This window comes from Ramlibacter ginsenosidimutans (genome assembly GCF_016654015.1).
GTDB lineage: Bacteria > Pseudomonadota > Gammaproteobacteria > Burkholderiales > Burkholderiaceae_C > Ramlibacter > Ramlibacter ginsenosidimutans.
The window spans coordinates 1-18118 of record NZ_JAEPWM010000015.1; the positions used below are offsets into that span (position 1 = coordinate 1).

Annotated in this window: 18 protein-coding genes; 9 read left to right on the forward strand and 9 right to left on the reverse strand. The window is 69.1% G+C overall.

Translation table 11 applies throughout. The features are described from left to right. Positions 1-223 precede the first annotated feature (223 nt). Positions 224-1852 (reverse strand): long-chain fatty acid--CoA ligase, encoded by a 1629-nt coding sequence (locus JJB11_RS23865; protein WP_201177525.1) that lies wholly within the window; start codon positions 1850-1852, stop codon positions 224-226. Positions 1853-1921: 69 nt separating this feature from the next. Here JJB11_RS23865 and JJB11_RS23870 point away from each other — a divergent pair, with 69 nt between their 5' ends. The 7 genes from JJB11_RS23870 (at position 1922) to JJB11_RS23900 (ending at position 8159) form a co-directional block, all read left to right on the forward strand. Further along, positions 1922-2518, forward strand: coding sequence for a hypothetical protein (locus JJB11_RS23870; RefSeq protein ID WP_201177527.1), 597 nt, complete (start codon positions 1922-1924; stop codon positions 2516-2518). After that, positions 2508-3074: a TlpA family protein disulfide reductase gene (locus tag JJB11_RS23875; RefSeq protein WP_201177530.1), complete on the forward strand. Its 567-nt coding sequence runs from the start codon at positions 2508-2510 to the stop codon at positions 3072-3074. The genes JJB11_RS23870 and JJB11_RS23875 overlap by 11 nt, the downstream gene beginning before the upstream one ends. 151 nt (positions 3075-3225) lie before the next feature. Then, positions 3226-3681 (forward strand): acetyl-CoA carboxylase biotin carboxyl carrier protein, encoded by a 456-nt coding sequence (gene accB / locus JJB11_RS23880; protein WP_201177532.1) that lies wholly within the window; start codon positions 3226-3228, stop codon positions 3679-3681. A gap of 148 nt (positions 3682-3829) precedes the next feature. Next, positions 3830-5179, forward strand: a complete 1350-nt coding sequence (gene accC, locus JJB11_RS23885) for an acetyl-CoA carboxylase biotin carboxylase subunit (protein ID WP_201177534.1) — start codon at positions 3830-3832, stop codon at positions 5177-5179. Between the two features lie 57 nt (positions 5180-5236). Continuing rightward, positions 5237-6118: a 50S ribosomal protein L11 methyltransferase gene (gene prmA, locus JJB11_RS23890; RefSeq protein WP_201177536.1), complete on the forward strand. Its 882-nt coding sequence runs from the start codon at positions 5237-5239 to the stop codon at positions 6116-6118. Positions 6119-6231: 113 nt separating this feature from the next. Then, entirely contained in the window at positions 6232-7251 is a 1020-nt protein-coding gene (locus JJB11_RS23895) for a DUF3426 domain-containing protein (RefSeq protein ID WP_201177538.1), read from the forward strand. A 17-nt stretch (positions 7252-7268) separates the two neighbouring features. Further along, complete coding sequence (locus tag JJB11_RS23900; protein ID WP_201177540.1) at positions 7269-8159, forward strand: carbohydrate kinase family protein; 891 nt, start codon at positions 7269-7271, stop codon at positions 8157-8159. Between the two features lie 135 nt (positions 8160-8294). Here JJB11_RS23900 and JJB11_RS23905 read toward each other — a convergent pair whose 3' ends face one another. The 6 genes from JJB11_RS23905 to JJB11_RS23930 are packed head-to-tail and all read right to left on the reverse strand — an operon-like array spanning position 8295 to position 13794. Beyond that, positions 8295-9062, reverse strand: a complete 768-nt coding sequence (locus tag JJB11_RS23905) for an SDR family oxidoreductase (protein ID WP_201177541.1) — start codon at positions 9060-9062, stop codon at positions 8295-8297. 53 nt (positions 9063-9115) lie between these two features. Then, a complete protein-coding gene (locus JJB11_RS23910) occupies positions 9116-10129 on the reverse strand; it encodes a branched-chain amino acid ABC transporter permease (protein ID WP_201177542.1) in 1014 nt (337 codons plus the stop codon). A 2-nt stretch (positions 10130-10131) separates the two neighbouring features. Then, on the reverse strand, positions 10132-11016 hold the full coding sequence (locus JJB11_RS23915; protein ID WP_201177543.1) for a branched-chain amino acid ABC transporter permease: 885 nt from the start codon (positions 11014-11016) through the stop codon (positions 10132-10134). Between the two features lie 57 nt (positions 11017-11073). Further along, a complete protein-coding gene (locus JJB11_RS23920) occupies positions 11074-12279 on the reverse strand; it encodes an ABC transporter substrate-binding protein (protein WP_201177544.1) in 1206 nt (401 codons plus the stop codon). 37 nt (positions 12280-12316) lie between these two features. Next, entirely contained in the window at positions 12317-13021 is a 705-nt protein-coding gene (locus tag JJB11_RS23925) for an ABC transporter ATP-binding protein (RefSeq protein ID WP_201177545.1), read from the reverse strand. Further along, positions 13021-13794 (reverse strand): ABC transporter ATP-binding protein, encoded by a 774-nt coding sequence (locus JJB11_RS23930; protein ID WP_201965076.1) that lies wholly within the window; start codon positions 13792-13794, stop codon positions 13021-13023. The genes JJB11_RS23925 and JJB11_RS23930 overlap by 1 nt, the downstream gene beginning before the upstream one ends. 210 nt (positions 13795-14004) lie before the next feature. Between JJB11_RS23930 and JJB11_RS23935 the strand changes: the two genes are divergently transcribed. Beyond that, positions 14005-14805 carry a crotonase/enoyl-CoA hydratase family protein gene (locus tag JJB11_RS23935; RefSeq protein WP_201177548.1) on the forward strand — a complete coding sequence of 267 codons (801 nt, stop codon included), beginning with the start codon at positions 14005-14007 and terminating at the stop codon, positions 14803-14805. Positions 14806-14821: 16 nt separating this feature from the next. Here JJB11_RS23935 and selD read toward each other — a convergent pair whose 3' ends face one another. Together selD and senB are read right to left on the reverse strand one after the other, a co-directional pair. Continuing rightward, on the reverse strand, positions 14822-15883 hold the full coding sequence (gene selD, locus JJB11_RS23940; RefSeq protein ID WP_201177550.1) for a selenide, water dikinase SelD: 1062 nt from the start codon (positions 15881-15883) through the stop codon (positions 14822-14824). Further along, complete coding sequence (gene senB / locus JJB11_RS23945; protein WP_201177552.1) at positions 15880-16872, reverse strand: selenoneine biosynthesis selenosugar synthase SenB; 993 nt, start codon at positions 16870-16872, stop codon at positions 15880-15882. The genes selD and senB overlap by 4 nt, the downstream gene beginning before the upstream one ends. On the opposite strand from senB, the gene senA reads away from it, so the two are divergent. Then, positions 16857-18098, forward strand: a complete 1242-nt coding sequence (gene senA, locus JJB11_RS23950) for a selenoneine synthase SenA (RefSeq protein ID WP_201177560.1) — start codon at positions 16857-16859, stop codon at positions 18096-18098. The two genes, senB and senA, sit on opposite strands and share 16 nt — an antisense overlap. Positions 18099-18118: the final 20 nt, after the last annotated feature.

Genomic DNA, 18118 nt, shown 5'->3' on the forward strand with positions numbered 1-18118 from the left:
GCTCGATGCTGTGGCCGACAGGCTCAACACCCGTCCACGCAAGACCCTTGGCTATAGCACCCCGGCCGATACACTAGCCAAGGCACTGTTGCGGTGACCGGTTGAATCCGCCACGCAAAGGTTTCGCAGGGGACGCAAAAGGGCTTCCATCTAGAAATGTCTTTTTTGCGTACTTTGGCTGTTCCCTTTTGCAACCTCTGCGTCCGGTAGCCCGCTTTCCGCGTCAGCGCGGAAAGCGCTCGCGCAGCTTCAGCTTCCAGAACTTGCCCGTGGACGTGCGCGGCACCGCGTCGATGAACTCGTAGCGTTCGGGCAATTGCCATTTCGCGAACCCGTGCTTCAGCAGGTGCTCGTTCAGCTGGCCCGCATGCGCGTCCGCGCCCTTCTTCAGCACCACGCAGGCGAGCGGCCGTTCGCTCCACTTCTCGTCGGGAATGGCGATGACCGCCGCTTCGGCCACGGCGGGGTGTCCCATCAGCGCGTTCTCGAGGTCCACCGAGCTGATCCATTCGCCCCCGGACTTGATCAGGTCCTTGGTGCGGTCGGTGATGCGCACGAAACCGAGGTCGTCCACGCTGGCAACGTCGCCCGTACGCAGCCACCCGTCGTCGGTGAACTTGTCGGGACTGCGCGGAACCTCGTGGTAGCTGCCCGTGATGAAGGGGCCGCGCACCTGGATCTCGCCCACGCTCTTGCCGTCCCACGGCTGCTCGCCGGTGTCGCCGATCACCCGCAGCTCCACCAGCGGCACGGGCACGCCGGCCATGGCCGCCCGGCGGTACTTCTCGTCGTCGCTCGCGCCCTGGAGCTCGGCCCGCGGATAGGAGACGGTGCAGACGGGCGAGGTCTCGGTCATGCCCCAGCCCTGGCCGATCCAGATGCCCTGGCGGTCGAACGCGCGGATGAGGGCCTCGGGCACCGCCGCGCCGCCCACCAGCGAGCGCATGCCGCGGGGCAGCTTCCAGCGGCCGTGGTGCGGCGAGTCCGGGGCCTGCGCCGCATCGAAGGTCTGGATCAGGCTCAGCCAGATGGTCGGGACGCCAAGCGAGAGCGTCGGCGGCTCGACCTGCATCAGGTCGAGCAGGTCTTCGGGATGCAGGTGCGGCCCCGGGAACACCAGCTTCACTCCCATCATCACCGCGCCGTAGGGGATGCCCCAGCTGTTGGCGTGGAACATGGGGGTGACCGGCAGGACGACATCCGTGCCGCGCAATCCCCAGGAATCACCCAGGCTCGCGACGAGTGTGTGCAGGATCGTCGAGCGGTGCGAGTAGGCGACGCCCTTCGGCCGGCCGGTCGTGCCCGACGTGTAGCACATGGCGACCGGGTCGTTCTCGTCGTGCTCCGCATAGCGGAAGCCTTGCGCATCCGCGTCGGCCAGCAAGGCCTCGTAGTCTGTGAACTCCGCCGGCACGGGCGCGCCGGAGAACGGGAACACGATCACCTTCTCGAAGCGATGCAGGCCCGCGAACTGCTTGTACAGCGGCAGCAGCACGTCGTCGACGACCAGGAAGCGGTCTTGCGCGTTGCCAGCGATCCAGCCGATCTCGTCGGGCGACAGCCGCAGGTTGAGCGTGTGCATCACGCCGCCGGCGGCGGGGATGCCGAAGTAGCACTCCAGGTGGGCGTGGTGGTTCCAGCAAAGCGTCGCGACTCGTTCGCCCTTGCGCAGGCCGAGCCGCTCGAGCGCCGATGCGAGGGCCCGGGTGCGCTCGTAGAACTCGCCATAGGTGTGCCGCCGCAGCGACTTGTCCGGCAGCCGCGAGACGATCTCGTTGCGATGGAACAGCTGGCCGGCGCGCTCGAGCAGGTGGTTGAGCGACAGCGGCGTGGTCATCATCGTGCTTTGCATGCCGGACCCCCGAAGTGGAGAAGCCACTGTAGGGACCCGGGGCGCGCCCGTCCATGCAGAATGCACCTGATGGACACCTTGCAGTCGGAGATCGCCGCCACCGCCGCGCGGCTGGTGGTGGAGGAGGGCCTGGAATACGGCGCGGCCAAGCGGCGCGCCGCCAGGCAACTCGGGCTGGGCGCGCGCACGGCGCTGCCCGACAACGAGTTGCTGGAAGATGCGGTCCGCGAATACATCGACCTGTTCTGCGCCGAGACGCAGCCGGCGGAACTGGCCGCCCTGCGCCGGCTGGCCCTGACCTGGATGGAACGGCTGGCGCAGTTCCGCCCTTACCTCGCCGGCGCGGTATGGCATGGGACGGCCACCCGGCTGTCCGACATCTACCTGCAACTGTTCTGCGACGACCCCAAGTCCGCCGAGATCGCCCTGATCGACCACGCGGTCGACTACACGCCGCGCACGGTCACGGGCTTCCACGGTGAAGCGGTGGAGGCCCTGAGCATCAGCAGCATGAGCAAGGAGCTCGGGGAGCCCGTGGGCGTGCACCTGCTGGTGTACGACCACGACGACCTGCGCGGCGCGCTCAAGCCCGACAACAAGGGGCGCACGCCCCGCGGCGACCTGGCCGCCGTGCGCGCCCTCATCGCGGAGACCCATGATGCATGAAGCGATCCAGGAGCCGGATGCTCCCGCTGCCGGACCGAGCCGGCGCGGCTGGTTGCTCGCTGCGGTGGGTGCCGCCGCCGCGGCCGCGGGCGCCGGCGTTGCGTGGTGGAAGCTGCGCCCCGGCGCGGTCGACACCGGCGCGGCCGAACGCCTGTGGCCGCTTTCCTTCGACACGCCGCAAGGCACGCCGCTGGCCATGTCCGCATTCCGCGGCAAGCCGCTGCTGCTGAACTTCTGGGCGACCTGGTGCGCGCCCTGCGTCGAGGAGATGCCGATGCTCGATGCGTTCTACCGCCAACATGCAGCGAACGGATGGCAAACGGTCGGACTTGCGATCGACCAGCCCTCCGCGGTGCGCAAGTTCCTGGAACGCACCCCCATCGGCTATCCCATCGGACTGGCCGGTTTGCAGGGCACGGAACTGACCCGCGACCTGGGCAACGATGCCGGCGGCCTGCCGTTTTCGGTGCTTTTTGCGGCCGATGGCCGCGTGCTGCAGCGTAGAATGGGCCGGCTCAGCGACGCCGACCTGAAGACCTGGTCCGGCTTCTCCTGAGCGGCGCGGGGCGCTTGCGCCGGCGCTTGCATCCGTTCTGGAATCTGGAGCGGATCCGATTGATTGAGCCATCGTTCCTGCAAAAAGCCGGAAGAACGCGATTTTTGCTGTAAATTCGCGTCCTCTTTGAAGACGAGGCAGGAGAACCTCCATGGACTTGCGCAAACTCAAGACGCTGATCGACCTCGTGTCGGAATCGAACGTGTCCGAACTGGAGATCACCGAAGCGGAGGGCAAGGTCCGCATCGTGAAGGGCGGCCCTGCGGCCGCGCAGGCGTATTACGCCCCGGCACCCATGCCCGCCGGGAACGCCGCACCGGCACCCATGCTGGCACCGGCTGCGACCGTGCCTGCGGCGCCCGAAGCGGAGAAGGGCCACACGGTCAAGTCGCCCATGGTGGGCACGTTCTACCGTGCTTCGGCGCCGGGCGCGAAGGCGTTCGTCGAGGTCGGCAGCGTGGTCAAGGAAGGCGAGACCATCTGCATCATCGAGGCGATGAAGATCCTCAACGAGATCGAGGCCGACAAGGCCGGCACGATCGCGAAGATCCTTTGCGAGAACGGGCAGGCCGTCGAATACGGCCAGCCGCTGTTCGTCATCGAATAAGAAATGCTCCAGAAGATCCTGGTCGCCAATTGCGGCGCGGGCCGCAGGCCGGGGGGCGCGCTCACATCTGCGCGCAGCGCATGTGAGCACGCACCAAAGCGCGCGTGGGCGCGCAGCGCACACAGGGCGACGAGCCGCGAGAACACGAATGTTTAAGAAGATCCTGGTCGCCAATCGCGGCGAAATCGCCCTGAGGATTCAGCGCGCGTGCAACGAGCTGGGCGTGAAGGCCGTGATGGTCTACTCCGAGGCCGACCGCGAAGCCAAGTACGTGAAGCTGGCGGACGAGGCGGTCTGCATCGGCCCGCCTCCGTCGTCCCACAGCTACCTGAACATGCCCGCGATCATCGCGGCGGCCGAAGTCACGGACGCCGAGGCGATCCATCCGGGCTACGGCTTCCTGTCCGAGAACGCCGACTTCGCCGAGCGGGTGGAGAAGAGCGGATTCCAGTTCATCGGGCCGACGCCCGAGAACATCCGGACCATGGGCGACAAGGTGTCCGCCAAGCAGGCCATGATCAAGGCCGGCGTGCCTTGCGTGCCCGGCTCGGAGGGCGAACTGCCCGACAACCCGGCGGAGATCCGCCGCATCGCCCGCAGCGTGGGCTACCCGGTGATCATCAAGGCCGCGGGCGGCGGCGGCGGCCGCGGCATGCGCGTGGTGCACACCGAAGCGGCGCTGATCAACTCGGTGCAGATGACCAAGGCCGAGGCGCAGGCCGCGTTCGGCAATCCGGCCGTGTACATGGAGAAATTCCTCCAGAACCCGCGCCACATCGAGATCCAGGTGCTGGCCGACAAGCACAAGAACGCGGTGTACCTGGGGGAGCGCGACTGCTCCATGCAGCGCCGGCACCAGAAGGTGATCGAGGAAGCGCCGGCGCCCGGCATCCCCCGCAAGCTGATCGAGAAGATCGGCGAGCGCTGCTCCGCGGCCTGCCGCAAGATCGGCTACCGCGGCGCGGGCACCTTCGAGTTCCTCTACGAGAACGGCGAGTTCTACTTCATCGAGATGAACACGCGCGTGCAGGTGGAGCATCCGGTGACGGAGCTGATCACCGGCATCGACATCGTGAAGATGCAGATCCGCGTCGCTGCCGGCGAGCGGCTGCCGTTCAAGCAGGGCGACATCGTGCTGCGCGGCCACGCGCTCGAGTGCCGCGTGAACGCCGAGGACCCGTACAACTTCGTGCCCTCGCCGGGACGCATCACCATGTGGCACCAGCCCGGCGGCCCCGGCGTGCGGGTGGACTCGCACGTGTACAACAACTACTTCGTGCCGCCCAACTACGATAGCATGATCGGCAAGATCATCGTCCACGGCGACACGCGCGAGCAGGCGCTGGCCCGCATGCGCGGTGCGCTCGGCGAGACGGTGGTCGAGGGCATCAAGACCAACATCCCGCTGCACCGCGAGCTGATGGTCGACGCCAAGTTCATGGCCGGCGGCACCAACATCCACTACCTGGAAGAGTGGCTCTCGCATCACAAGAGGTGATCGCGACCCGGCAGCGGCGCCGCCACGCGCCGCGCGGGAACAGCCCCGGAGATCTCCATGTTCGAACTGCGCCTGCTGTGCCCTGAAGAGCGTGTCGAGCCCGTCACCGACGCACTCGAGGCGCTCGACGCACTGAGCGTCTCGGTCGAGGACGCCGACGCGCAGACCCCGGCCGAACAGGCGCTGTTCGGCGAGCCGGGCCTGCCTCCGCCCAAGGAAGGCTGGCAGCGCTCGCTGGTGGTGTCGCTGTTCGCCGACGAAGCCCAGGCCAGGGAAGCCGCGCAGTTGCTCGCGCCGCAGGACTTCTTCGTCGACTGCCGGATCCTCGGCGTGCAAGCCGTTCCCGACCAGGACTGGGTGCGCCTCACGCAATCGCAATTCGAGCCCGTGCAGGTGACGCCCAGCTTCTGGATCGTGCCGACCTGGCATGAACCGCCGGCCGCCGCGCAGCAGGTGATCCGGCTCGATCCCGGCCTGGCCTTCGGCACCGGCACGCATCCCACCACGCGCATGTGCCTGCGGTGGATCGCCCACCATCCGCCCCAGGGCCAGCGCGTGCTGGACTACGGTTGCGGCTCCGGCATCCTCGCCATCGGCGCGGCGAAGTTCGGCGCCGCGGCTGTGGACGCCGTCGACATCGACGAAGCGGCCGTGCGCTCCACCGAGGACAACGCGCGCGCCAACGGCGTGCAGCTCGCGGCGGGACTGCCGGACCGCGCCAGCGGCCGCTACGACACCGTGCTCGCCAACATCCTGGCGACGCCGCTGAAGGTGCTCGCTCCGCTGCTGTGCGGCCACGTGGCACCGGGCGGACACCTGGTGCTCGCCGGCATCCTCGCGCGCCAGGCGAGCGAGCTGCAGGAGGCCTACGCTCCCTATGCGGCGCTGCAGGTGAGCGACGAGGAAGACGGCTGGATCCTGATGACGGCACAGTGCTGACCGGGCCGGCGGCGCCCTGAGTCCCTCCTGGCGCGGACCCGGGGACGTGGCCGCCCCCGCAGGCGAAGACGGGCTCCGGATGGCGCGCCGTTGTTCCGGGTGAAAATACGCCCATGAGCCTGATCACCAGCTGTCCCGCCTGCGGCACGATGTTCCGTGTCGTGCCGGACCAGCTGAAGATCTCCGAGGGCTGGGTGCGCTGCGGCCATTGCAGCGAGGTGTTCGACGCCACGGCGCACCTCACCGACGAATCCGTGCTGGGCAACTTGCCGGAAGCAAAGGCCACGACCCACGCGCCGCTGCCGCCGCCGTCCCCACCGGACGACCAGGCCACGACGCCCGACACACTGCAGCCGCGGCCCGCCGACCTGTATGCGCGACCGACCGCGGGCGCCGAAGACCAGGCCGACAGCCGCTCCACCGATCCGTCCGACTTCTTCCTGGCCGACGAGGCGGACCCGGCGCTGGAGCCTTCCCCGCTCGACGCCCCCTTCGTGTTCCGGCGCTCGGAGATCACGCTGTCGGACCTCGGCCCGGAGACTGGCCGGGAAGGGCAGGCGCTGTCCGGCGACTTCGACCGCGAGGAGGACGAGGACGACGACGAGGACGTGCCGAACGTCTCCTTCGTCCGCAAGGCCCGGCGCCAAGCGTGGTGGACGCGGCCGGGCGTGCGGCTGGTGCTTGCGTTGCTGGCGCTGGTGCTCGGCCTCTTGCTCGCGCTGCAGGTCGCCTGGCAGGACCGCGACCGGCTCGCGCTCGCGCAGCCGATGCTGCGTCCGGCGCTGCAGCACATGTGCGATGCGCTGCATTGCACGATAGGCCCGCCGCGGCAGATCGATGCCATCCTGATCGACAGCTCCGCCTTCAATCGCCTGCGCAACGACACCTATCGCCTGAGTTTCACGTTGCGCAACACGGCGCCCACGCAGGTCGCCGCGCCGGCGATGGAGCTGACCATCACCGACTCGCAGGACCAGACCGTGGTGCGCCGCGTGCTGAGCCCGGCGGAACTCGGCTCCGCCGACGGCGTGATCCCCGCGGCCGGCGAGTGGTCGCGCACCGTGGGCGTGCGCGTCGACCCCGGCAGCGCCGCGCGCGTGGCCGGCTACCGCCTGCTTGCCTTCTACCCCTGACCCTGAGAAAGAGAACCATGGCCGCCGTCATCTGCGGATCCCTCGCCTTCGATACCATCATGAGCTTCGAGGGCCGCTTCGCCGAGCAGATCCTGCCGGACCAGCTGCACATCCTGAACGTGTCCTTCCTGGTTCCCAGCCTGCGGCGGGACTTCGGCGGCTGCGCGGGCAACATCGCGTACAGCCTGAAGCTGCTGGGCGGCACGCCGCTGCCCATGGGGGCGGTGGGCAGCGACGGCGGCGATTACCTGCAGCGGCTCGAATCGCTCGGCATCGACAGCCGCTTCGTGCTGCGGGTGGACGACACCTACACGGCGCAGGCGATGATCATGACCGACCGCGACAACAACCAGATCACCGCCTTCCACCCCGGCGCGATGATGCAGGCGCACGAGGTGAAGGTGCAGCCGCGCCCGGACATCAAGCTGGGCATGATCTCGCCCGACGGTCGCGACGCGATGCTGCAGCACGCGGCGCAGTTCAAGGCGGCGGGCATCCCCTTCGTGTTCGACCCGGGGCAGGGCCTGCCGATGTTCGGCGGCGACGAGCTCGCCAGGTTCATCGACCAGGCGACCTGGGTGACCGTCAACGACTACGAGGGCAAGATGCTGTCGGAGCGCACGGGCTGGAGCAGCGCGGAAATCTCGAAGCGCGTCGACGGCCTGGTGGTCACACTGGGCGGCGACGGCTGCGAGGTGTGGGTGAACGGCGAGGTGACGCTGGTGCCGCCCGAACGCCCCGCGGCGATCGTCGACCCGACCGGGTGCGGCGACGCCTGGCGCGGCGCGCTGCTGCATGGGCTGGAGCAGGGCTGGTCGCTCACGCGCTGCGCGCAGCTGGGCAACAAGGTCGGCGCCATCAAGATCGCCAGCCGCGGTCCGCAGAATTACACGTTGCCTTCACTCTGAAAAATCGCCAGGGCGATTTTTCAGAGTGGCCCCAGCATGTGTGAAGAGGACCGGCAAAGCCGGATCCTCTTCACAGGTGGCATCGCGCTGCATGCTATCCCGCGCAATGCGGAGCGCGGCAAGCGCGCAGATCGGTCAGCCGCGGGCAATCGTGACGCCGCCGTCGACCACGATGGTTTCGCCGACCACGTAGTCGCCGGCGCGCGAGGCGAGGTAGATCGCGGCGCCGGCCATGTCCTCGGTGTTGCCGATGCGGCCGACGGGCACGTGGCCGGCCACCTGGTCGCCGTGGTCGCGCGCTTCCTTGTTCATGTCGGAGGGGAACGGGCCCGGCGCAATGCCGCTGACCACGATGTTGTCCCGGGCCAGCCGCAGCGCCATTCGCTTCGTCAGGTGGATCAGGCCCGCCTTGCTCGCGCTGTACGAGTAGGTTTCCCACGGATTCACCGAGATCCCGTCGATCGAGGCGATGTTGATCACCTTCGCGGGACGCTGCTTCGCGCCTTCCTTGAGCGCGCCGTGCAGCGCCTGCGTCAGGAAGAACGGCGTCTTCATGTTCAGGTCCACCACCTTGTCCCAGCCGTTCTCGGGGAAGGTGTCGAAGTCCTCGCCCCAGGCGGCACCGGCGTTGTTCACCAGGATGTGCAGCGCCGGTTCGCGCCGCATGATCTCTCCCGCGAGCTGGCGCGCGCCTTCGACGGTGGACACGTCGATGGGCAGCGAGATGCACGGCCCGATGGACGACAGCTCCTTCGCGGTCGCATCGCAGGCCGCCGCCTTGCGCGCGGAAATGTAGACCTTCGCGCCCTGGTGCAGCAGCCCGGTCGCGATCATGCGGCCGATGCCGCGCGAGCCGCCGGTGACCAGGGCCACGCGGCCCTCGAGGGAAAACAGATCTTTCATCAGCCTCTCCTGTGCGAGGCAGGCAGGTTAGCGCCGCTGCGGGCGTTCTCCAATCACCTGGAGGACACCGCCGCCTCGCCGGCCGCCGGCGCCGCTTCGCCCGCGGGCGTATCGGCGCTGCCGCCGGCCTGCGCGCGGACGCTGCGGCGGGCGCGCCATGCGAGGAACTCGCCCACGATGCCCTTGCGGAACGCCAGCACGCAGGCGACGAACACGCAGCCGATGATCACGGTCACCCAGGAGCCGACGCGATCGGAGAGCACGTCCTGCAGCGTGACGACCACCCCGGCGCCGACCACCGGGCCCAGGAAGGTACCCGCGCCGCCCAGCAGCGTCATGAGGATCACCTCGCCGGAATTGCCCTGCATCACGTCGGTGAGCGTCGCGAAGCCCAGCACGAGTGCCTTCAGCGAGCCGCCCAGACCGGCGATGGCGGCGGACAGCACGAACACCATCAGCTTGTAGCGGTTCACGTCGTAGCCGAGCGAGATCGCGCGCGGCTCGTTTTCGCGGATCGCCTTGAGCACCTGGCCGAAGGGCGACGACACGATGCGACGGATGCCGAGGAACACCAGCACGAGCAGCGCAAAGACGAAGTAGTACATCGTCATGTCCGGGCGCAGCGGCAGCAGGCCCAGCAGCGTGCCGCGCGGCACGCCCTGGATGCCGTTCTCGCCGCCGGTGAAGGGCGCCTGCAGGCAGACGAAGTACACCAGCTGCCCGAGCGCGAGCGTGATCATGGTCAGGTAGATGCCCGAGCGCCGGATGGCGAGCCCGCCGATCACCACGCCGGCCAGCGCGGCAACGGCCATGCCGGCCAGGATCGCGGGCAGCGTGCCCCAGTGCTGCGCCGTCACCAGCCAGCTGGTGGTGTAGGCCCCGAGACCGAAGTAGGCCGCATGCCCGAAGGACAGCATGCCGCCGAATCCCAGCAGCAGGTTGAACGCGCACGCGAAGATCGCGAACGAGTACAGCGTCATCAGGTAGACGGGATAGATGTCGAGCCACGGCGCGACGAGCCCGGCCAGCACGAGCACCGCATAGAGGAGGACGACGGAACGCTGCATGTTCACTCCCGTCCGAACAGGCCGGCCGGCCGCAGGACCAGCACGATGGCCATGATGACGAACACCACCACGTTGGATGCTTCCGGGTAGATGACCTTGGTGAAACCCTCGATCATGCCCAGGGCGAGGCCGCTGACGATGGAGCCGAGAATAGAGCCCATGCCGCCGATGACGACGACGGCGAACACCACGACGACGATCGACGATCCCATCAGGGGCGACACCTGGATCACCGGGGCGGACAGCACGCCCGCCAGCGCCGCCAGGCCGACGCCGGCGCCGTACGTGAGCATCACGATCAGCGGCACGTTGATGCCGAAGGCCTGCACCAGGCGCGGGTTCTCGGTGGCCGCGCGCAGCGTCGCGCCAAGGCTGGTGCGTTCGATGATGAACCAGGTCGCGAAGCAGATGGTCATCGACGCGACGATCACCCACGCGCGATAGATCGGCAGGATCATGAAGCCGAGGTTGAATACGCCCTGCAGCGCGTCCGGCACCGGATAGGTGTTGCCCGAGGAGCCGTAGAAGTAGCGCATGACGCCTTCGAAGATCAGCGCGAGTCCGAAGGTCAGCAGCAGGCCGTACAGCGGATCGAGCTTGTACAGGTGCTTGAGGAAGAGGCGCTCGAGCACGATGCCGGCGCCGCCCACCACGAGCGGCGACAGCACCAGAGCGACCCAGTAATTGATGCCCAGCGCTTCCAGCCCGATGTAGGCGGCGAACGCCCCGAGCATGTAGAAGGCGCCGTGGGCGAAATTGACGACGCCCAGCAGACCGAAGATCACTGCCAGCCCCAGGCTGAGCATGGCGTAGAAGGAACCGTTCACCAGGCCCAGCATGAGCTGGCCCAGGATCACGGGAATGGGATAGCCGAAGATTTCGGTCATGAGGTCGCGGGCGTGGCAGGCCGGTGCGGCGGCGAGGGCCGCCGCACCGGCCGGGGCTTACTTCTTGGCGTACTGGCACTTGCCGGTGATCGGGCCGAAGGCCTCCTCGCCGGACATCGTCTTCACCAGCTTGTAGTAGTCCCAGGGGTACTTGGACTCGGCCGGCGTCTTCACCTGCATCACGTACATCGGGTGGATCATCACGCCGTCGGCGCGGATGTAGCCGCCCTTGACGAACATGTCGTTGATCTTCTCCTTCTTCATCTCCGCCATGACCTTGTCCGGGTCGGTGGAGCCGGCGGCCTTCACCGAGTTCAGGTAGTGCAGCGTGGCGGAGTAGTACGCGGCCTGGTTCATCGTCGCTTCCTTCTTCATCACGGAGAAGTAGCGCTTGGACCACGCGCGGGTGGCGTCGTTCAGGTCCCAGTACCAGCCGGTGGTGAGGTACAGGCCCTGCGCCGTCTTCAGGCCCAGGGAGTGGATGTCGCTGATGAAGGCGAGCAGCGCCGCCGGCTTCATCTGCTTGGTGATGCCGAATTCCTGCGCCGCCTTCAGCGAGTTGGTGAAGTCCGCGCCGGCGTTGGCCAGGCCCAGCACCTGCGCCTTGGAGCCTTGCGCCTGCAGCAGGAAGGACGAGAAGTCGGTCGTGCCCAGCGGCACGCGCACTTCACCGAGCGACTTGCCGCCGTGCTTTTCGACGACTTCGGTCGCGGCGGTGCGCAGCTGCGTGCCGAACGCATAGTCGGCGGTCAGGAAGTACCAGCTCTTGCCGCCCTGCTGCACGATCGCCGACGCCGTGCCGTTGGCCAGCGACGTGGTGTCGTACGCGTAGTGCACGGAGTAGGGCGTGCAGTCCTCGTTGGTGAGCGAAGCACCCGCGGCGCCGATGGCGATGAAGGGGACCTTCTTCTGGCCGGCCACCTTGGACATCGCGATGGACACGCCGGTGTTGGAGCCGCCCAGGATCATGTTGACGCCGTTCTGGTCGGCCCACTCGCGGAACTTGGAGGCGCCCACGTCCGGCTTGTTCTGGTGGTCGGCCGTGAGGATGGTGATCTTCTTGCCCAGCACGGAACCGCCGAAGTCGGCGATGGCCATCTTGATCGCCTCGACGCCGCCCTGGCCGATCACGTCGGCGTAGACGCCGGACATGTCGTCGATGTCGCCGATCACGACTTCATTGGGCGCGGCGGCCGCGCTGGAAGCGGCGAAGGCGCCCGCGAGCGCGAGGGACAGGACCGACAGGGAAAGACGTTTTTTCATGGGAAGTCTCCTTGGTTGGATGCGAACGGAAATCAGGTCAGACGCCGAGGAACTCGTGCAGCATGTCCATCTTGTCGGCGAGCTCGCGCTGCTCGAACTGCTGGACGATGCGGCCGTGCTCCATCACGTAGAAGCGGTCGGCGAGGGGGGCGGCGAAGCGGAAGTTCTGCTCCACCAGCATGATCGTGTAGCCGCGGGCCTTCAGGGTGCGGATCGTCTCCGCCAGCTTCTGCACGATCACGGGCGCCAGGCCTTCGGAGATCTCGTCGAGCAGCAGCAGGCGCGCGCCGGTGCGCAGGATGCGGGCCACCGCCAGCATCTGCTGCTCGCCGCCGGACAGGCGCGTGCCCGGGCTGGCGGCGCGCTCCTTCAGGTTGGGAAACATGGCGTAGATCTCGTCCACGCTCATGCCGCCCTGCGCGGTGACGGGCGGCAGGCGAAGGTTCTCCTGCGTGGACAGCGAGGAAAAGATGCCGCGCTCCTCGGGGCAGTAGCCCACGCCCAGGCGCGCCACCTTGTGCGAGGCCAGCCGGATGGCTTCCTCGCCGCGGATGCGGATGGAGCCCTTGCGCGCGCCGGTCAGGCCCACGATGGCGCGCAGTGTCGTCGTGCGGCCGGCGCCGTTGCGCCCGAGCAGGCAGACCACCTCGCCTTCGTTCACCGTGAGGTTCACGCCGTGCAGGATGTGCGACTCGCCGTACCAGGCCTGCAGGTCCTCGATGCGCAGCATCTCTGTCGGCATCAATGGGCTCCCTGCAGTTCGGTGTCGGCGCTGCCCATGTAGGCCTCGATCACCTGCGGGTTCTTCGAGACTTCGGCATACGGGCCATCGGCAATGATGGTGCCCCGCTGCAGCACCGTGATGCGGTCGGCGATCGACGAGACCACGTTCATGTTGTGTTCGACCATCAGGATGGTGCGGCCCTCGGAGGCCTTCTTGATCAGCTGCGTCACGCGGCTCACGTCCTCGTGGCCCATGCCCTGCGTCGGCTCGTCCAGCAGCATCAGCTCCGGCTCGAGGGCCAGCGTGGTCGCGAGCTCCAGGGCGCGCTTGCGGCCATAGGGTAGGTTCACGGTGAGTTCGTCGGCGAAGTCCTGCAGGCCCACTTGCGCCAGCAACTGGCGGGCGCGGTCGTGCAGGCCATACAGCGAGCTCTCGGGCTTCCAGAAGTGGAAGGTGGTGCCCAGGCCGCGCTGCAGCGCGGCGCGCACGTTCTCCAGCACCGTCATGTGCGGGAACACCGCCGAGATCTGGAAGGAGCGCACGAGGCCGCGGCGCGCCGTCTGCGCCGGCTTCTCGTGCGTGATGTCGGTCCCGCGGTACAGGATGGTGCCCCGCGTTGGCAGCAGGAACTTCGTCAGCAGGTTGAAGAAGGTCGTCTTGCCCGCCCCGTTCGGACCGATCAGTGCATGGATGTCGCCGCGGCGGACCTTCAGGTCGACGCCGTTCACGGCGACGAATCCCTTGAATTCCTTGGTCAGGCCCCGGGTCTCCAGGATGATCTCTTCGGACAAATGTTTCTCCGGCATGCGTGGCGCGACGCGGGACCTGCCGGGTCCCGTCGAAGGCGCAATGGTGGTGGGCATGCTGCAGCGCAGAAAGGGGGGAAAGCCCTAGGTGGTACTACGTGGGTGCGTTCCCGGACCCCGTTTTCCCTCTCCGAGGCAGGCTTGCAGAACCCTGACCTCGCGCAGAATGCGGGCTGGCCACGACAGGGGAAGCCGATGAGCGACGACCGCGTCCGCGTGCGCATGGATGACCAGGGGGTGGCCGAGGTCGCCCTCGTCCGCGCCGACAAGATGAATGCACTGGACGGGCCGATGTTCCAGGCGCTGGTCGATGCCATCGCGCGGCTGCGTGGCGACAAGGTTTTGCGGGCGGTGGTCCTGCATGGCGAGGGCCGCGCGTTCTGCGCCGGGCTGGACAAGTCCAGCCTGCAGGGCATCGCCGGCGGCGGGGCGGCCGGCACCGGCGAGCTTGCCGCGCGCACACACGGGCTGGCCAACGCGTGGCAGCAGGTCGCGTGGGGCTGGCGCGAGCTGCCGGTCCCGGTGCTCGCCGCCGTGCACGGCGTGGCCTTCGGCGGCGGCCTGCAGATCGCACTGGGCGCGGACGTGCGCATCGTGCATCCGCAGGCGCAACTGGCCGTCATGGAGATCAAGTGGGGGCTGGTCCCCGACATGGCGGGCTGCGTGCTGCTCACCGAGCTGGTGCGCCCGGATGTGGCGCGCGAGCTCACTTTCACCGGGCGCATCGTGGGCGGCAGCGAGGCGGTCACGCTGGGGCTCGCCACGCGGGAGAGCGAGGACCCGCTGGCCGAAGCCCGGGCGATGGCGCGGCAGATCGCCGAGCGCAGTCCGGACGCGGTCCGCGCGGCCAAGCGCCTGCTGAATACGGCATCGCCGGTCGATGCGCCACGCGTGCTGCTGGCCGAAGCGCACGAACAGCAACGCCTGCTCGGCAGCCCGAACCAGCGCGAGGCCGTGGCGGCCGGGATGGAGAACAGGGCGCCGCGCTTCGGCTGAGCGCGGCGCCTGGGCGTCAGCGAATGACCAGGCGGGGCGGGCCGCCCTCGACGGTGCGTCCGATGACGGCGGCCTGGCCGAAGCCATGGCGCCGGAACACGGCCAGCACCTCGTCCACGCTGTCGGGTGTGCACGACACCAGCAGGCCGCCGCTGGTCTGCGGATCGCTGAGCAGCGCCCGGTCCGCCTCGTCGAACGCAGCGGGCAGCTGCACGTCCATGCCGTAGCCGGCCCAGTTGCGGCCCGACGCGCCGGTGACGAAGCCGGCCTGCGCCAGCGCCCGCACGCCCTCGAGCAGCGGCACCTGCGACCAGTCGATCTCCGCGGACAGGCCGGCGCCGCGCGCGAGCTCCAGCGCGTGGCCGGCGAGGCCGAAGCCGGTGACGTCCGTGAGCGCATGCACGCCTGCCAGCGCCGCCAGCTCGGGGCCGGGGGTGTTCAGGCGCGTGGTCGTGGCGATCATGCGTTCGTAGCCGGCGGCGTCCAGCTGTTCCTTCTTCAGCGCGGCGGACAGGACGCCTACGCCGAGCGGTTTGCCCAGCACGAGCACGTCACCGGGACGCGCATCGGCGTTGCGCTTCACGCGTTGCGGGTGCACCAGGCCCAGCGCCACCAGCCCGTAGATCGGCTCGACCGAGTCGATCGTGTGGCCGCCGGCGATCGGGATGCCGGCCGCCTTGCACACCGATTCGCCGCCTTCGAGGATGCGGGCGATCGTGGCGGTGCTCAGCACGCTGATCGGCATGCCCACCAGGGCCAGCGCGAGGATGGGCTTGCCGCCCATGGCGTACACGTCGGAGATCGCATTGGTCGCGGCGATGCGGCCGAAGTCGTAGGGATCGTCCACGATCGGCATGAAGAAGTCCGTCGTGGCGATCAGGGCCTGTTCGTCGTTCAGCTTGTAGACGGCGGCGTCGTCGGCAGTCTCGATGCCGACCAGCAGCTCCGGCGGCACCGGCAGGCGCGCCGTGCCCTTGAGGATCTCGGACAGCACGCCGGGTGCGATCTTGCAGCCGCACCCGCCGCCATGCGACAGCGAGGTGAGGCGGGGTTCCGTGCGGGGGAGGGCAGCGTTCATGCAGCAGGTTCCAGTTCGTCCAACAGCGACAGGAGCGCGGTGCGCTCGGCGGCCGCATCGAAGAGCGGCGCGCGCTCGGCGCATTGTGCGCCGAGCTGCGCCAGCAGGCCTTGTGCGGGGTCTTGCTGCGTGTCGCGGCAGGCGAGCAGCAATTCCGCCAGCGCACGCCCGTCGCCGGCCGGGAAATACCCCGTGTAGCCCGTCCCGAGCATGCCGACGTTGCCCGGCACGCGGCTGGCCAGCACCGGCGTGCCGCAGCGCACGGCCTCCATGACCACGTGCGCCCCGCCTTCCATGGCGCTGGTGTGCACCAGCACGTGGGCGGCGCGGATCGCCTCCAGCGTCTGTTCGTGGGGCAGGGCGCCGGCCCAGGTGAAGCCGGGGCACGCCTCGGCGGTTGCGCGGGCTTGCCGGGCCAGTGCGGGCTCGGCTTCGCCGTCGCCGATCTGCGTGATGCCGATGTCGCTGCGTTCCCGCACGAGTTGAGCCGCGTCCCAGAGGACTTCGGGTGCCTTGACCGCACGCAAGTGGCCCACCATGACAGCCTGCAGGCGATCGCCCGGCTTGGCGAGCGGTTCGCGCGCCGGCGTCGACTGGAAGATCACGCGCGCCTTGGCCCGGTGCTGCGCCGGCAAGCCGGAGGGGCCCTGCTCCTGCAGCACGACCAGCCGCTGGGCCAGCGCCAGCGAGCGCTGCGCCGATGCGTCCGAGGCGATGTCCTGGTAGAGATCGGTGCCCGTGAGCACCACCGCGAGCCCGCGCCCGGGATGCGCCTGCGCCCACGCGGCGATCGCCGCAGCGGAGCGGCGCGCATGCAGCGCCAGCATCACGGTGTCCTCGCCGGCCTGCGCGTCGGGCCAGGCCGCCGTGATGCGCACCGCCGCGCGCTCCGAGAGCAGCGCCTGCCAGCGTTGCGCGGTGCGCCAGTTGCCATTGTTGGCCTGCGCCTGCGCCGGGCTTACGATGACGACCGATGGGGAACGGGACATCACCGATTTATAGCGCGCCCGGGCCGCGCGAATCCCTGGCCTTGCGCCAGGGCCCGCGTTCGGCCGTGCGCGAGGCCCTGCTGGCGGCGCGCGAGCGCACCTTGCAGCTGGCGCAGGACTATCGCGCGGCGCTCGGGCCCGAGCCGCACGTGCCGTATGCGCCCGGGCTGAATCCGCCGCTGTGGGAGCTGGGCCACATCGCCTGGTTCCAGGAATGGTGGATCGCGCGCAATCCCGAGCGGCACCTCGGCGCGGCTGCGAATCCCGAGGTCGCGCGCGCCGCATCGCTGCTCGCCCGGGCGGATGCCTGGTACGACTCCAGCCGGGTGGCGCATCGCACCCGCTGGGAGCTGCCCTTGCCCGATGCCGCCGGCACGGCGGCCTACCTGGAAAGCACCTTGCACGGAACGCTGGAGCTGCTGGACACCTTGCCGGAGCGAGCGGACGATGCGGAGCTCTACTTCTTCCGGCTGGTGGCCGCGCACGAGCAGATGCATGCGGAGGCCGCGGTGTACATGGCCGAGGCCCTCGGCATCCCGGTCGGCGAAAGCGGCGCGCCGCCGCTCGCGCCGCACGGCGGCGAGTTGCAAGTGCCGGCCCAGGTGTTCCGCGTCGGCAGCGGGCCGGGCGGCTTCGCGTTCGACAACGAGCTGGGTGCGCACGACGTGGAGCTCGCCGCGTTCGCCATCGACGCCGAGCCGCTGACCTGGGGCGCGTTCCTGCCGTTCGTGGAAGCGGGCGGCTACGAGGAGCTACAGTGGTGGTCGGGCGAAGGCCGCGCCTGGCTGGAGGAGCAGGCGCACCGGCGGCCGGCGGCACTGCGCCGCAGCGCCACCGGCTGGGAGCGCATTCGCGGGGGCGCCTGGCAGCCGCTGCGCGAGGACGAGGCGGCGGTGCACCTGAATGCGCACGAAGCGCAGGCGTGGTGCCACTGGGCGGGCCGGCGCCTGCCCACCGAAGCGGAGTGGGAGTGCGCGGCCTTCCAGGCGCCGGGGTTCCGCTGGGGGCAGGTGTGGGAGTGGACTGCCAGCCGCTTCGAGCCGTACCCGGGCTTCACGCCGCACCCGTACCGCGACTACTCGCAGCCCTGGTTCGGATCGCGGCGGGTGCTGCGCGGCGCCGCGCCGGCGACAGCGGCGGCGCTGGCGCATGCGCGCTACCGCAACTTCTTCGAGCCGCAGCGGCGCGACGTCTTCGCCGGCTTCCGCACGGTGCGCGTCGGCTGAGCGCGTCGGCGTCGGCCGGT